Source organism: Pseudomonas migulae (assembly GCF_043225285.1).
GTDB lineage: Bacteria > Pseudomonadota > Gammaproteobacteria > Pseudomonadales > Pseudomonadaceae > Aquipseudomonas > Aquipseudomonas migulae_C.
Genome location: NZ_CP171224.1, coordinates 4,370,644 through 4,385,238 on the forward strand (window position 1 = coordinate 4,370,644; position 14,595 = coordinate 4,385,238).

Below are 14,595 nucleotides of genomic sequence, written 5' to 3' on the forward strand. Positions count from 1 at the left end.
GGCTTTGCTTTTTACTGTCGAGTCACTGCCATGGATTGTGTTGTCGAGGTGTTCCGGTGAGCGCCACCCGGCGTAGCGCCGATAAATTTGCCCTGCAAGTGATGATCGGCCTGTGCCTGATCTGGGGCGTACAGCAAGTAATGATCAAATGGGCGGCGCCTGACATTGCACCGGTCATGCAAGCGGCGGGGCGGTCGGGTATTTCTGCGTTGCTTGTAGGATTGCTGATCTGCTGGAAGGGCGGTTGGAACCAGGTCGGCCACACGTGGCGCGGTGGACTACTGGCCGGTGCGTTGTTCGGTCTTGAGTTCTACTTCATTTCCGAAGGCCTGCAATTGACCACCGCCGCGCACATGTCGGTGTTCCTCTATACCGCGCCGATCTTCACCGCGCTGGGCGTGCACTGGTTGTTGCCGAGTGAGCGTCTGAGAGCGGTGCAATGGTTCGGGATTTTCCTGGCGTTTGTCGGGATTGCAATCGCGTTTGCGGGTGGCGTGTCGTGGGACAACCTCGACCGCCGCATGTTGATGGGCGATGCCTTGGGCGTGTTGGCCGGTGCATCCTGGGGCGCAACCACTGTCGTGGTGCGTGCTTCGCGGCTGTCGGAAGCACCGGTGACGCTGACTTTGTTCTATCAGCTGATTGTCGGCTTCGTCGGCCTGTTGTTGATCGCGATGCTCAGCGGCCAGATCACCCATGTCAGCCTGACTGCCGTGGCTGTGGCCAGTGTGCTGTTCCAGGGCCTGGTGGTGTCGTTCTTCAGCTACCTCACCTGGTTCTGGTTATTGCGGCGCTACCTGGCGGCCAACCTTGCGGTGTTTTCGTTCATGACGCCGTTGTTCGGCGTCACGTTTGGCGTGGTGTTGCTGGGGGAGGCGCTGAGCCTCAACTTTGTCATCGGTGCTGTGCTGGTGTTGCTCGGCATCACGTTCGTCAGCGCTGAACAGTGGGTGCGCCGTCGTTTGCGCAGAGCCCTCGGCCAGCACTGACCGGCCCGAGCAACAGGCCGCCAGCGATGAGCAGGCCACTGCCGGCGACGATCAGCGCCGGTTGCAAACCACCGCTGAAATGGCTGCTCGACGCCGCCAGCAACGGCCCGGCGAGCTGACCCACGGCGAAGCACGCGGTCAGCAGCCCGGCGTTGCGTTGAGTGGCGTGGGGCGCCAGTTCCCGGGAGCGTTGCATCACCAGCTGCATGCAGGCCAGGAACGGCGTGCCGCACAAAATCACCCCCAGCGCCAGGCCGGAACCACTGCCCAGCAGGCAGGCGAACACGCCGGCCGCCTGCAGCCACAGCGTTGCCATCAACCAGTGGCGGGTGGCATTCGGGTTGTGTCGGCGCAGGCTCACCAGAACAACGCCGAGGGCGGACGCCAGGCCGAAGCATGGCCAGAACAGGTCGGCTTGCCATTGGCCATGGAACTGCGCGCTGGCCATCTGCGAAAGGAACGTGGCCGGGATGATGTAGCCCAAACCGTACAGGGCATAGATCACCCCTAAACGGCCTATGCCTCGATTGCCGGCGTTCGTGGCGCTGGGTGCAGCGGCGACGCTCGTGGCCGGTTGTGGCAGAAACGGCAGAATCACCAGCAACATCACCAACCCGACGCCGGCATAAACCAGCCACAAGGTGGCGGAGGTCTGGCCCAGCAGGTTCGAGCCCAAGGCCAGCAAGCCTGTCAGAAAAATCCCCAACCCCGGTCCGGCAAATACCAGCGCGCCAAGACGAGGCCGACCGGCCGCCACGGCGAGGGGCTGACTGAGCGCGGTGATCATCACCAGCACCCAGGCGCTGGCCACGCCCGTGCCGAAACGCAGCAGCAGATGCGGCCAGAACCCGTTGGCCCAGAACGACGCCAGGGTCAGCAACACGCACAGCCACAACCCGCCCAGCAACCGCCGCCGGACTTGTTCGGGGCGACGGGAAAACATCGCGTCCACCGCACCGACGAAGTAACCGAGGTAGTTGGCGGCGGCAATCAGACCGGCGGCGGTCAGGTCGATCTGGCCTTCGCTGAGCAGGTGCGGTAATTGCGGCGTGAGGGCGAAACGGCCGATGCCCATGGCCATCATGAGCGCGATGAAACTGGCGAGTAAGCGAATCAGAGGGGACATGGTCTGAATTCCGGCAGAGGATCAATGACCGTCAGGCTAGAGCTGATTGACTTTCTTTAAAAATGAATAATAGTGAGTAACTTGTTCTGATTTGGAGAATGTCGTGGAATTCAGCCAATTGCGGATTTTCCAGGCCGTGGCGGAAGAGGGCTCGATCACTCGCGCTGCCGAGCGTTTGCACCGGGTGCCGTCGAACCTGTCGACACGACTTAAACAACTCGAAGAGCAACTCGGCGTAGAACTCTTCTTGCGCGAGCGTCAGCGTTTGCAGTTGTCGCCGGCGGGAAAAGTCTTGCTGGACTACACCGCAAAGCTGTTCAGCCTGCACGATGAAGCACAAGCGGCGGTGCAGGGCGGGCAACCGGCGGGCGATTTCGTCCTGGGGACGATGTACAGCACCGCCGCCATCCACCTTCCAGGGCTGCTGGCCCGTTATCACCGCACTTACCCGGCGGTGAACCTGCAAGTGCAGTCGGGCCCCAGCGGCGAACTGCTGGAAGGTCTGCTCACCGGCCGTCTCGATGCGGCGCTGGTGGACGGCCCGCTGGAACTGGCCGGGCTCGATGGCGTGCCGTTGTGCGAGGAAAAACTGGTGTTGATCAGCGAAGCCGATCACCCGCCGGTGCGCAGCGCGCTGGATGTGGAAGGGCGCTCGGTGTTCACCTTCCGCCAGGGCTGTTCGTACCGGATGCGCCTGGAAGCCTGGTTCGCCCATGATCACGCGGCCATGGGGCGGGCGATGGAGATCGAGTCGTATCCGGGGATGCTCGCCTGCGTGATTGCCGGCTCGGGTGTGGCGCTGATGTCCGAGTCGATGCTCGCCAGCCTGCCGGGTCGCGAAAGCGTGGCGGTGCACCCGTTGGCCGAGCCATTTGCCAGGGCGACGACTTGGCTGATGTGGCGCAAAGGCATGGTCGGTGCCAATCTGAATGCGTGGATCGAGCAGCAACAGATGGCCTTTCCGTCGGACTCGTTTGCAGACCGGGCAATTGCCTGAACTAATGGTCAGGTATTCGGATCAATTCAGTAACAGATCATTGCGGATTTTGCCGAGCATTGCGTAGGACTTCGGACTATTATCAGTGCGAAGGGGCTACAGAATTTCAGCCGCTCGGCACTACCCTGAAGGGGGCACCATGAAAGAGAAAATCCAAAACTGGCTGCATGACCTGGGTGTCGCACTCGGTTTGATCGAACCGCCTCTGCAACCTGTGCCTATTCGCACTGACGACGAACAGCGTCGACGCCAGCAGCGCCGTCGGTAACGCGTCAAGGTCCGGTAGATCGCAGCCGTGTGGTAGCAGCTGTCGAAGCTGCATTCGGCTGCGTAGCAGACGTACATGCAAAACCGGGCGCCATCAGTGCCGCCCGATCTCCATCAAAAATCGACTCAGATCATTCGCCGTCCTGGCGCTCCTGAGCATCCGGTCTTCCTCCGCGGTAAACGCCGTCAATCCCAACTCATCTTCCAGGTGGAAGATCAGGTCTTCGATGTCCGCTTTATCCAGGCCCAGTTCCGCCAGGCTGGCGTCATCGTCAAAGTCATCCCGGCCCTCCAGCAAGCGGCTGATGAACTGATGGACGGCGGCACGTACGGCGGCTCTTTTCATGGCGGTTCTTCTAGGGCGTTATTGTTGTTGTCCCTGGCGTTGAGTACAGCAGGCTTCAGGCGTGGGAGCGCTGCCGCTCGTCAATCATCCTGCGCAGATGTTCCCCGGAAAAACTGCCGAAATGCCCACCGTGGACGGTGCGAATCGGTAGCTCGCGCAAGCGTTGCAGGCTGCGGGCGTAGTCATCGAGGTTGGAGTGGTAGGCGTCCTCGATCAGCGGGCCGTCGTAGATGATGTCGCCGCTGAACAGGGTTTCGGTCGCGGCTTCGTACAGGCTGATGCCGCCCGGCGAATGGCCCGGTGTGTGCAGCACCTGCAACACGCGGTCGCCCAGGTCCAGCACGTCACCTTCTTCGATCAGGCCCGTGGCGGGGGCGGCTTTGACCCGGTATTCGGCGTAGCACAGCGGACAATCGGGGTGCGCCTCGAACATGTCATCGCCGACGAATGCACGGCTCAAATCGTTTTCGCCGTCCGGTGCCGCCAGGATGTCGGCCTCGGCGGGATGCACCAGGCGTTCGCCAAACTCATGATGGCCGGCGATGTGATCGAAATGGCAATGACTGGCCACCGCCACCAGCGGCCGTTCGGTGATCCACGGCAGTTGCTCGCGCAGGCTCACCAGGCCGGAGCCGCTGTCCAGCAGCAGGTCCTTGTCGCGACCCTGAACGTGCCAGAGGTTGCAGCGATAGAAGGGGCGGATGTACGGCTCGTGAATCAGGCGAATGCCGTCACTGAGTCGCTTGACCTCAAACCACTGATCGCGAGAAACAATCTTCATCAAGGGTTTTCTCCAGACGAAAAAAAACGGGTGTGGCAACCGACGCCACACCCGTCGAAGAAAGCATCAAGTCGTTATGTTCAGCTTAGATGGCGCTCGCCACCACAGCTGGGCGGCGAGACATCAGGCTCACCACAATGAAGCTCACCAGACCTGCAAGCAGGCTGTAGTAGATCGGGGTGTTGGCATCCAGACCGTCCTTGACCATGAACAGCAGTGCCGTGGCGAAGCCCAGGCTCATGCTGGCGATGGCGCCGGCGGTGGTGGCGCGTTTCCAGAAAATCGCACCCATCAACGGGATCAGCATGCCGCCGACCAACAGGTTGTAGGCCAGGGTCAGGGCGCTGATCACATCGTTCACCACCAGGGCGATACCCAGCACGACAATACCGGTCAGCAGCGTCACCAGACGGTTCATGCCCAGGCTCGACTGTTTACCGCCACGCAGTTTCGGCAGCAGGTCTTCGCTCAGCGTGGTGGCGGCAGCCAACAGGCCGGCGCTGGCGGTGGACATCATGGCGGCCAGTGCCGCGGCGATGACCAGGCCACGGATACCGTCCGGCAGCGACAGTTTGACGATGGCGGCGAAAGCGTTGTTGACGTTGTCCAGATCCGGGATCAGTACGTGAGCGGCCATGCCGATCAGGGCGCACGCCAGACCGTAGATGATGCAGTAGAGGCCTGCGGCAGTACCGGCGTATTGCGCGACCTTGGCGGTCTTGACGGTGAACACCCGTTGCCAGATGTCCTGACCGATCAGGATGCCGAAGAAGTAGATCACGAAGTAGGTGATGATGGTGTCCCAGCCGATGGTGGTGAAGCTGAAGCTCGCCTCCGGCAGTTTGGCCACCAACTGATCCCAGCCGCCGACGCGGTACAGGCAGATTGGCAACAGGATGAACATCAGGCCCACGGTCTTGATGACGAACTGAACGATGTCGGTCAGGGTCAGGGACCACATGCCGCCGATCGCCGAATAAATCACCACCACGCCACCGCCGACCAATACCGACAGCCAGAACGGCAGGTCGAACAGCACTTGCAGCACGGTGCCAATGGCCAGGATCGAAACCACGCCGATCATCAGTGCATACGCCAGCATGATCACCGCGCTCGCAGAGCGGGCCATCGGGTTGTAGCGTTTTTCCAGCACCTGGGTAACGGTGTAGATCTTCAGTTTCAGCAGCGGTTTGGCGAGGAACAGGTTCAGCGCCACGATCCCGCAACCCAGTGCGGCGCAGAGCCAGAAACCGGAGATGCCGTGCACGTAGCCCAGACGCACGGTGCCCACGGTGGACGCGCCGCCGAGGACGGTGGCCGCCATGGTGCCCATGTAGAGGGTGGGGCCGAGGTTACGACCGGCGACCAAAAACTCCTCGTTGGTCTTGGCTTTGCGCATGCCGTAATAGCCGAGTATCAGCATCGCGGCGGCGTAGATGAGAACGACGAATAAATCCAATGCCATGATGGCGTGTCTCCGATTGTCTTTTTTATGTGAAACAAATGCGTTTCTGTGGTGCTGCTTTCTGTAGGCGTGAGCCTGCTCGCGATCGCGGTCTGTCAGTCACATCAATGTTGGATGTGCTGCCGTCTTCGCGGGCAAGCCCGCTCCCACAGGTAATGCGTTGTTCTTGATTCAGGCGGCTTGTCGCAATGCCGCTTTATCGAGCGAGTCCGTGCCCTTGCTGCGTGGATCATTCGGCCCGAACACCGCAGCCGATTCCGGGAACAGGCTCAGCAGCGCCAGGTACACCACCGAGGCCAGGCCCAGGGTCACCGGCAGGCTGATGTCGATGCCATCGGCCAGATTTCCGAGCACACCCACGAATTGCCCCGGCAGGTTCACAAAGCACAAACCAACCAGTGCACTCGGGATCCAGGCACCCAGCCCACGCCAGTTCCAGCCGTGGGTGAACCAGTAGCGGCCGCCTTTCTCGCCGCGGGTGAACACTTGCAGGTCATCCGGGCAGTAGAAGCCGCGGCGGACCAGCAGGCCGATGATCATGATCACCATCCATGGGGTGGTGCAGGTGATGATCAGCACGGCGAAGGTCGACACACTCTGCACCAGGTTCGCCGCGAAGCGACCGATGAAGATGAACGCAATCGACATCACACCGATCAGCAAGGTCGCCTTGACCCGCGACAGCACCCGTGGAAACACGCTGGACATGTCCAGCCCGGTGCCATACAGCGAGGTGGTGCCGGTGGACATGCCGCCGATCACCGCAATCAGGCACACCGGCAGGAAGAACCAGCTCGGCGAAACAGCCAGCAGACCGCCGACGTAGTTGTTGGCGGCGATGTAGTCCGGCGCCTTGATCGCGACGATGGTGGCGGTGGCCAGGCCGAACAGGAACGGGATGAACGTTGCGACCTGCGAGATCACCACGGCGGCCATGATCCGGCGCTTGGAGGTTTCACGCGGGATGTAACGCGACCAGTCGCCGAGGAACGCACCGAAGGAAATCGGGTTGCTCATCGCGACCAGTGCTGCGCCGATGAAGGCCGCCCAGAAACCCGGTTGCCCCATGTTCACGGTGCCGGCGTAGTTCACATCGAATGGACCGGCGAAGGCGAACACGCCCAGCAGGAACAGCAGGCTGGCGCTCCACACGGCGATCTTGTTGACCCACAGCAAGAAACGGAAACCATAGATGCATACAGTCAGCACAAGAATCGCGAACAGACCGTAGGCCAGGCCCAGGGTCAGGTCGGTTTCCGGCAGGCCGATCAGGCGTTTCGCACCACCGATCAGCGCATCACCCGAACTCCACACCGAGAGCGAGAAGAACGCGATGGCGGTCAGCAGCGACAGGAACGAACCGACGATCCGCCCGTGCACGCCGAAGTGTGCACCGGAAGACACGGCATTGTTGGTGCCGTTGATCGGACCGAACAGGCCCATCGGCGCGAGGATCAGCGAACCCAGCAGCACGCCCAGCACAATCGCCCCGACGCCCGCCTGGAAGGACAGGCCGAAGAGCACCGGGAAACTGCCGAGCACGGCGGTGGCAAAGGTGTTCGAACCACCGAAGATCATCCGGAACAAGTCCGTCGGGCCTGCGGTGCGTTCGTTGTCCGGGATCTGTTCGACCCCGTAGGTTTCGATTTGCGTAAGGCTTTGGTCGTTGTTGTTGTTATTCATGATCTGCTCCGATCATAAAGGCGCGCTCATCGTGTGTGAGCGTCACCTGTTTTGGCTAAGGGGTTGGCAGCCCTTCCGGCATTGCGGACAAATGTTCATGGCAGGCCAGCCATAGGCCTTGTTGTTCTTGGCCAGACGGCTGTTTTTTGAAAACAATCGTCTCGCGCTCCTGGCTGAAGTGTTGCTCCCCTTGCATGCGCAGCTCGGTGGCCACGTCATGGATGAAAATCGCTACGTCACCCTGCAGGCTGACGAAAGCGTTGCTCGACGTGCACGACAGCACTTCGAAGCCATCCTCCGAGCGCCAGCTGTCCCACATCGCCTGATAGGCGTCGCGCGACAGCAGAGGCTGCTCGAGGGTGTAGAAAACGAAGCTGGCATCGGCGCTGAACGCGCCGAAGTAGGCTTCGCGATCGTTACGGGCAAACGCGGACACCAGATCGGCGGCCGCTTGCAAAACCTGATCACGTTCGTTCATGACCGATCCTCAGCGGTGGACCACGCCAGGCAGTACGCAGAGCATTTCGTACAGCAGGTTGGCGGCCAGCAGCGAGGTGTTGCCGGTGGTGTCGTAAGCGGGCGAGACTTCTACCAGATCGCAACCGATCAGGTCGAGGCCTTGGCAGCCACGCACGATCTCGATCGCCTGAATGGTCGTCAGACCACCGATTTCCGGGGTGCCGGTGCCAGGCGCCCAGGCCGGGTCGATGCCGTCGATGTCGAAGCTCAGGTACACCGGACCGCCGCCGACTTTCTCGCGAACTTCGGCCATCAACGGGGCCAGGGACTTGTGCCAGCATTCTTCGGCCTGAACCACACGGAAGCCCTGGTTACGGCTCCAGTTGAAGTCGTCGGCGGTGTAGCCCTGGGCACGCAGGCCGATTTGCACGACGCGGTCCGGGTCGATCAGGCCTTCTTCGACGGCGCGACGGAAAGTGGTGCCGTGGGCGATTTTCTCGCCAAACATGTGATCGTTCACATCGGCGTGGGCGTCGATGTGCACCAGGCCGACCTTGCCGTGCTTCTTGTGGATGGCACGCAGGATCGGCAGGGTGATGGTGTGGTCGCCGCCCAGAGTCAGGGGGATCACGTCGTGTTCGAGGATGTTGTCGTAGGATTCTTCGATGATCCGTACGGCATCCAGCAGGTTGAAAGTGTTGATCGCCACGTCGCCGATGTCGGCCACCGACAGCGAGTCGAACGGTGCAGCACCGGTCGCCATGTTGTACGGGCGGATCATCACCGATTCGGCGCGGATGTCACGCGGCCCGAAACGGGTGCCCGGGCGCAGCGAAGTACCGATGTCCAGGGGCACGCCTACGAAGGCAGCGTCCAGACCGGCAGCGGTAGGAACATGGGGGAGTCGGAGCATGGTGGCGATGCCGCCGAAGCGCGGCATTTCGTTGCCGCCCAGTGGTTGGTGAAGAATCTTGTCCACGGGTAGGGCCTCATCGTCGTTGTTTTATTTATGTCGGTTGCGCGGATCCGGGGAGGATCGGGCACCGTTAGGGGCCGATTCTGCGAAATGTAGTGGCCGGGAAGAATCGCTACGGGCAAATACTTAGTTCAGAATTTTCTAAACTAATGGCGGTAGGGGCGATAGACTTCCCGGCTTGAGGGATGGGTTGTCCATGCAACCGAATCGCCGGCAAGCCGGCTCCTACAGGTTGAGCGTAATCGTCAATGCTGCACGACCCTGTAGGAGCCAGCTTGCTGGCGATCGGTTGCGCAGCAACCGCTCGTCAAACAACGCGGACTCACCGATATTCGCAACGGAGCCCCCATGGCCAACGCTTTACCCGACCTGAAACTGTTGCGCATCTTCGTCAGCGTGGTCCGTCACCAGGGGTTCGCCAACGCCCAGCAAGAGCTCAACCTCTCCACGTCGGCGATCAGCACCTACATGAGCCAGCTCGAAGCGGCCCTTGGCCTGGTGCTCTGCCATCGCGGGCGCGGCGGTTTCAGCCTGACCAGCAAGGGCGAGCTGTTCCATCAGGAAACCCTGCGCCTGCTCGGCGAGCTCGAAGGTTTCGAGCAGTACGCGGCGGCGCTGAAGGGCGAATTGCGCGGCACGCTGAACCTCGGCGTCATCGACTCCACCGTCAGTGACAAGGCCCTGCCGTTCGCCGAAGCCATCGGCGCCTACAGTCAGGAACACCCGGCCGTGCATTTGCACCTCTCGGTGATGAGCCCGTACGAACTGCAACTCGGCGTGCAGGACAACCGCCTCGACCTGGCCATCGGCGCGTTTTCCACGCGCATGAGCGGGCTGGTCTACATGCCGCTGTACCGCGAGCAGCACTGGTTGTATTGCAGCAGCCGCCATCCTTTGTTCACCGAACGGCGCATCCCCGAGCAAGTCATCACCCAGCAGCGCATGGTCGGTCGCGGCTACTGGAGCCAGGCGGAACTGGCGCGTCACGGTTTCAAACACAGCGCCGCGACCGTGGAAAGTATGGAGGCGCAGCTGATCCTGGTGTTGTCCGGCGCCTACATCGGTTACCTGCCGGAACATTACGCCCAGGCCTGGGCGGACAAGGGCGATTTGCGCGTGCTGCTGCCGGCAACCTTCGGCTATCAGGCGCCGTTTTCGATGATCGTGCGCCGGGGACGCAGCCGTGAGCCGCTGATCCAGACGTTTCGCGACTTGCTTAAAGCCCAACTGAATCAGGTTTGAGTTGATGTCCAGAATCCAATGCCCGCGCTGCCTGCGTCCACAAACCCACTGCTTGTGCCCGTTGATCCCGAACCTCGACAGCCGCACCCGCGTCTTGCTGCTGCAACATCCGAGTGAAGTGAACCATGCGCTGAACACCGCACGATTGGCGGCGCTGGGGTTGAAGAATGCCGAGCTGGTGGTGGGTGAGGTGTTCGAGGATTTGCCGGCGCTGTTGAATCAGCCGGGTTATCAGGCGCGGCTGCTGTTTCCCGGGGAGGAGGCGCAGCCGTTGCAGGTGTACGCCGCGAATGATCAGCCGCTGCTGCTGGTGGTTCCGGATGGCACCTGGCGCAAGGCGCGCAAAATGCTGCACCTCAACCCGCTGCTGGCGGCATTGCCCCGGGTGACATTGGCGGATGGCGGTGTGTCGCGGTATCGGTTGCGCAAGGCACCCGGGCCGGGAGCATTGTCGACGGTGGAAGCGATCGTGCAGGCGTTGCAGGTGCTGGAGGCACCTGTCAGTTTTGAGCCGTTGTTGAAACCGTTCGAGGCGTTGATCGAGGGGCAGATTGCGGCGATGGGGGAGGCCGTTTTCCAGCGCAATCATGGTCCGAAATAAGTGGTGTTATTGAGGGCCTCATCGCGAGCAGGCTCGCTCCCACAGTTGACCGCGTTCTTCCTGAAGAAACGCGATCCCTGTAGGAGCGAGCCTGCTCGCGATGACGGTAGAACAATCAAAGAAAATCCTGGCGAAGACTACCGCTCCCGCATCGCCTCAGTCCGCGCTTTAAGCACCGGTTTCAGCAGGTAATCCAGCACGCTCTTCTCCCCGGTAATGATATCCACCGTCGCCACCATCCCCGGAATGATCAGCAACGGCTTCACATCCCCGCCCAAGTGGTTCTTGTCGGTGCGCACCTGGATCAGGTAGAAGCTGTTGCCCTTGTCATCGGTAATCGTGTCCGCACCGATCAACTCCAGCTTGGCGCTCAGCCCACCATAAATCGTGTAGTCATAGGCGCTGAACTTCACCATCGCTTTCTGCCCCGGGTGCAGGAACGCCACGTCCTGTGGCCGCACCTTGGCTTCGATCAGCAGGTTGTCTTCGATCGGCACGATTTCCACCATGTCGTTGCCCGGTTGAACCACACCGCCGATGGTGTTGACCTTCAGCGTTTTGATAATCCCGTGCACCGGCGACACCACCGTCGTACGGCTCACCCGGTCATCGATGGCGATGCTGGACGCGGTGATCTTCGACAGGTCGGTGCGTTTCTCGTTCAGGTCCTTTGCGGCCTCCGAGCGGAAGGTTTGCTCAGACTCGTCGATCTTGCTTTTGATCTCGTTGATCGCCGACTCGGCGCGAGGAATCGCCAGCGTCGTGGCGTTCAGCGAACCGCGAATCTCCACCGCGCTGCGTTTGAGCCGAAGGATTTCCACCGGTGAAACCGCCCCGGTGCCCACCAGCGGCGCCGACATGTTCATTTCTTCCTGCAGCAGCGCCAGGCTTGAACTGTATTGCCCCTGTTTGGAGCGGAACTCTGCCAGCTCCTGGGTTTTTTGCCGAAGTTGTTCGCTCAGCGTGCGCTGCTCGCTGGACAGACGACGTTGCCGTTGTTCGTACAGTGCACGCTCGTCCTCGGCCACTTGCGGTGCCTTGGCGATCACCTCTGCCGACAACTTGAAGGGTCGGCCCTCGGCCTCGGCGGACAGACGTTCGACCTGCGCGGTCAGCGCATACCGGTCGGCTTCGCTTTCGCCCTTGTTCGACAGAAACCGCGTGTCATCCAGGCGCAGCAGAGTGTCGCCCTTGTTCACCATTTGTCCTTCGCGCACGAAGATCTCGGTGACGATGCCGCCCTCAAGGTTCTGGATCACCTGGACTTTGCTCGACGGAATCGCCTTGCCTTCGCCCATGGTGACTTCCTGCAACACCGCGAACTTGGCCCAGACCACAGCGCTGATGATCAGCGCGGCGGCGAGCCACACGGTGATCCGCGACCAGCGCGGAGAATCCTGCAACGAAGCGCCGGCGGTTTCCGGCATGAATTCGCTTTCGGCGCTTTTGCTGAAGCTGTCGAAGTAACCACGTGAACTTTGTGAAGATGCCATGGCGGCCTCCTAGACGGCCGCAGAGCCGACACGGCCCTTGCGCAATGCATCGATGACAGCTTCTTTCGGACCGTCGGCGACGATCTTCCCGTTGTCCAGCACCACCAGCCGATCTACCAGGCTGAGCATCGAGGTGCGGTGCGTGACCAGCAGCAGGGTTTTGCCCTGGACCCAGCTGTGAAGCTTTTGCCGCAGAACGTCTTCGCTGCTGTTGTCCATGGCGCTGGTGGGTTCGTCGAGCAGCATGATCGGCGGGTCGAGCAACAACGAGCGCGCCAGCAATACCGCCTGACGTTGGCCGCCCGACAGCAACTGCCCGCGTTCGCCGACAGGCCGGTCAAAGCCTTGCGGATGTTGACGCGCCAGTTCGGTCACACCGGTCAGTTCTGCCACTTCCAGCATCCGCGCATCGCTGATGTAGCGCGCGCCGAGGGTCAGGTTGTCGCGCAGGCTGCCGGCCAGCAGTGGCAGGTCATGGGCGACATAACCAATCTGTTGGCGCAGGTCGGCGACGTCCAGTTGCCGCAGGTCCAGGCCATCGAGCAGCAACTGGCCTTCCTCCGGTTCCAGGAACCCCATCACCAGCCGTCCCAGGGTACTTTTGCCCGAGCCGCTGCGCCCGATGATGCCGACCCGTTCACCGGCTTTCATGCTGAAACTGATGTTGGACAGCGCCGCGGCGCTCTGGCCGTTGTAGTGAAACGTCACGCCGCTGACGTCGAGGGCGCCTTGCAGTTGCGTGCGCTCCAGCGGACGCTGTTTCGCATCGCGCTCCTGCGGCAGGCCCATCAACGCATCGGTGCTTTTCATGGTCAGTTGCGCTTGCTGATAGCGGGTGATCAACCCGGCGATCTGCCCCAGCGGCGCAAGTACGCGGCTGCCGAGCATGTAGGTCGCCACCAGAGCGCCGACGCTGAGGTTGCCGGCGATGATGCTGTAGACCCCGGCAATGATGGTCGCCATGCCGGAGAACTGCTGGATGAACAGCGTGCCGTTGGTGGCCAGCGCCGAGAGATTGCGCGCGTGGCTGTCGAGGCGGGTGAGGGCGCCGTGGGTGCTTTCCCATTTGTGCTGGCGCTCGCTTTCGGCGCTGCAGGCCTTGAGGGTTTCCAGGCCGCCGAGGGTTTCGATCAGCAGGGCCTGGCGCTCGGCACCGAGGGCCAGGCTTTTTTGCACGGTGTCGCGCAGACGCGCCTGGATGATCATCGCGAACATGATCGTGATCGGGAACGCCAGCACCGGAATCACCACCAGCCAGCCGCCGAGCAGACCGATCACCACCAGCATCAGCACGGCGAAGGGCAGGTCGATCAGGCTGGTCAGCGTGACCGCCGTGAGAAATTCACGCAGGCCCTGGAAGTCATGGATGCTTTGGGCAAAACCGCCGATGGTCGCCGGCCGCGCTTTCATCGACATGCCGGTGATGCGTTCGAACAGCGTTGCCGAAAGAATCACGTCGGTTTTCTTGCCGGCGGTGTCCAGCAAGTGCGCACGAACCACCCGCAGCGCCAGTTCGAAACCGGTGCCGATGAGCAGGCCGATGGACAGCACCCACAAGGTCGACGTGGCCTGGTTCGGCACCACGCGGTCGTAGGTTTGCATGACGAACAGCGGCACCATCAACCCCAGCAGGTTGATCAGGAAGCTCGCGAGGATCGCATCGCTGTACAGCCATTTCGACAGTTTCAGCGTGTCTCGAAACCATGCCTCCACCCGTGGCACCAGGGGTGAACGCAAGTCTTCGAGTTCATGCCGTGGCCGGGCGAACAACGCCTGGCCGCTGTAGGTTTCGCTGAGTTCTTCACGGCTGACCCATTGCTCGCCGCCGTCGGCTTCGCTCGGCAGGATCAACAGCCGGCCGTCATCGCCGAAACGGCGCAGGACGGCGGTACGGCCCTTGTCGAGGATCAGCAGCACCGGCAAGTTGAGCGGGGAAATGTCTTCCAGGTCACGGCTCAACAACCGCGCCTGCAAACCGGCCCGGGCCGCTGCGCGGGGCAGCAGGTCCAGGCTCATGCGTTGGTGTGCCATTGGCAGCCCGGCACTCAGGCTGGCGCGACTGACCGTCGCGCCATGAAGTTTGCAGAGAATCAACAGACCATCGAGAAGCGGGTCATCGAAGCTCAGCCGCGGATCGACACCGGTGTTGCCGGGTTCCATGCTGGTCACA

14 protein-coding genes are annotated in these 14,595 nt (G+C 61.7%); 5 read left to right on the forward strand and 9 right to left on the reverse strand.

Annotation, left to right across the window (positions count from 1 at the left end; all coding sequences use genetic code 11):
- Positions 1–56 precede the first annotated feature (56 nt).
- Positions 57–989: a DMT family transporter gene (locus ACF6ZU_RS20050; RefSeq protein ID WP_392886308.1), complete on the forward strand. Its 933-nt coding sequence runs from the start codon at positions 57–59 to the stop codon at positions 987–989.
- Here ACF6ZU_RS20050 and ACF6ZU_RS20055 read toward each other — a convergent pair.
- Positions 934–2,115: an MFS transporter gene (locus ACF6ZU_RS20055; protein ID WP_392886310.1), complete on the reverse strand. Its 1,182-nt coding sequence runs from the start codon at positions 2,113–2,115 to the stop codon at positions 934–936. The two genes, ACF6ZU_RS20050 and ACF6ZU_RS20055, sit on opposite strands and share 56 nt — an antisense overlap.
- Positions 2,116–2,218: 103 nt before the next feature.
- Here ACF6ZU_RS20055 and ACF6ZU_RS20060 point away from each other — a divergent pair, with 103 nt between their 5' ends.
- Both ACF6ZU_RS20060 and ACF6ZU_RS20065 read left to right on the forward strand, forming a co-directional pair.
- Entirely contained in the window at positions 2,219–3,112 is an 894-nt protein-coding gene (locus tag ACF6ZU_RS20060) for a LysR substrate-binding domain-containing protein (RefSeq protein WP_392886311.1), read from the forward strand.
- Positions 3,113–3,251: 139 nt separating this feature from the next.
- Positions 3,252–3,380 (forward strand): PA1414 family protein, encoded by a 129-nt coding sequence (locus ACF6ZU_RS20065; RefSeq protein ID WP_007914492.1) that lies wholly within the window; start codon positions 3,252–3,254, stop codon positions 3,378–3,380.
- A 93-nt stretch (positions 3,381–3,473) separates the two neighbouring features.
- Here the strand turns inward: ACF6ZU_RS20065 and ACF6ZU_RS20070 are convergent, their stop codons facing one another.
- From ACF6ZU_RS20070 to speB, 6 genes are all read right to left on the reverse strand, one after another.
- Positions 3,474–3,725 carry an acyl carrier protein gene (locus ACF6ZU_RS20070; protein WP_392886315.1) on the reverse strand — a complete coding sequence of 84 codons (252 nt, stop codon included), beginning with the start codon at positions 3,723–3,725 and terminating at the stop codon, positions 3,474–3,476.
- Between the two features lie 55 nt (positions 3,726–3,780).
- Positions 3,781–4,506 carry an MBL fold metallo-hydrolase gene (locus tag ACF6ZU_RS20075; protein ID WP_392886317.1) on the reverse strand — a complete coding sequence of 242 codons (726 nt, stop codon included), beginning with the start codon at positions 4,504–4,506 and terminating at the stop codon, positions 3,781–3,783.
- 85 nt (positions 4,507–4,591) lie between these two features.
- Positions 4,592–5,971 (reverse strand): sodium:solute symporter, encoded by a 1,380-nt coding sequence (locus ACF6ZU_RS20080; protein ID WP_392886319.1) that lies wholly within the window; start codon positions 5,969–5,971, stop codon positions 4,592–4,594.
- A 171-nt stretch (positions 5,972–6,142) separates the two neighbouring features.
- Positions 6,143–7,654 carry a purine-cytosine permease family protein gene (locus ACF6ZU_RS20085; RefSeq protein WP_392886320.1) on the reverse strand — a complete coding sequence of 504 codons (1,512 nt, stop codon included), beginning with the start codon at positions 7,652–7,654 and terminating at the stop codon, positions 6,143–6,145.
- A 55-nt stretch (positions 7,655–7,709) separates the two neighbouring features.
- Positions 7,710–8,132, reverse strand: coding sequence for a YybH family protein (locus tag ACF6ZU_RS20090; protein ID WP_392886322.1), 423 nt, complete (start codon positions 8,130–8,132; stop codon positions 7,710–7,712).
- A 9-nt stretch (positions 8,133–8,141) separates the two neighbouring features.
- On the reverse strand, positions 8,142–9,092 hold the full coding sequence (speB, locus tag ACF6ZU_RS20095; protein WP_056853080.1) for an agmatinase: 951 nt from the start codon (positions 9,090–9,092) through the stop codon (positions 8,142–8,144).
- 345 nt (positions 9,093–9,437) lie between these two features.
- On the opposite strand from speB, the gene ACF6ZU_RS20100 reads away from it, so the two are divergent.
- Entirely contained in the window at positions 9,438–10,331 is an 894-nt protein-coding gene (locus ACF6ZU_RS20100) for a LysR family transcriptional regulator (protein WP_017337108.1), read from the forward strand.
- Positions 10,332–10,335: 4 nt separating this feature from the next.
- Positions 10,336–10,932: a tRNA-uridine aminocarboxypropyltransferase gene (locus ACF6ZU_RS20105; protein ID WP_392886325.1), complete on the forward strand. Its 597-nt coding sequence runs from the start codon at positions 10,336–10,338 to the stop codon at positions 10,930–10,932.
- Between the two features lie 137 nt (positions 10,933–11,069).
- Here the strand turns inward: ACF6ZU_RS20105 and ACF6ZU_RS20110 are convergent, their stop codons facing one another.
- Positions 11,070–12,425 carry an HlyD family type I secretion periplasmic adaptor subunit gene (locus ACF6ZU_RS20110; protein WP_392886327.1) on the reverse strand — a complete coding sequence of 452 codons (1,356 nt, stop codon included), beginning with the start codon at positions 12,423–12,425 and terminating at the stop codon, positions 11,070–11,072.
- A 9-nt stretch (positions 12,426–12,434) separates the two neighbouring features.
- Positions 12,435–14,594 carry a type I secretion system permease/ATPase gene (locus ACF6ZU_RS20115; RefSeq protein WP_392886329.1) on the reverse strand — a complete coding sequence of 720 codons (2,160 nt, stop codon included), beginning with the start codon at positions 14,592–14,594 and terminating at the stop codon, positions 12,435–12,437.
- Between the last annotated feature and the right edge of the window lies 1 nt (position 14,595).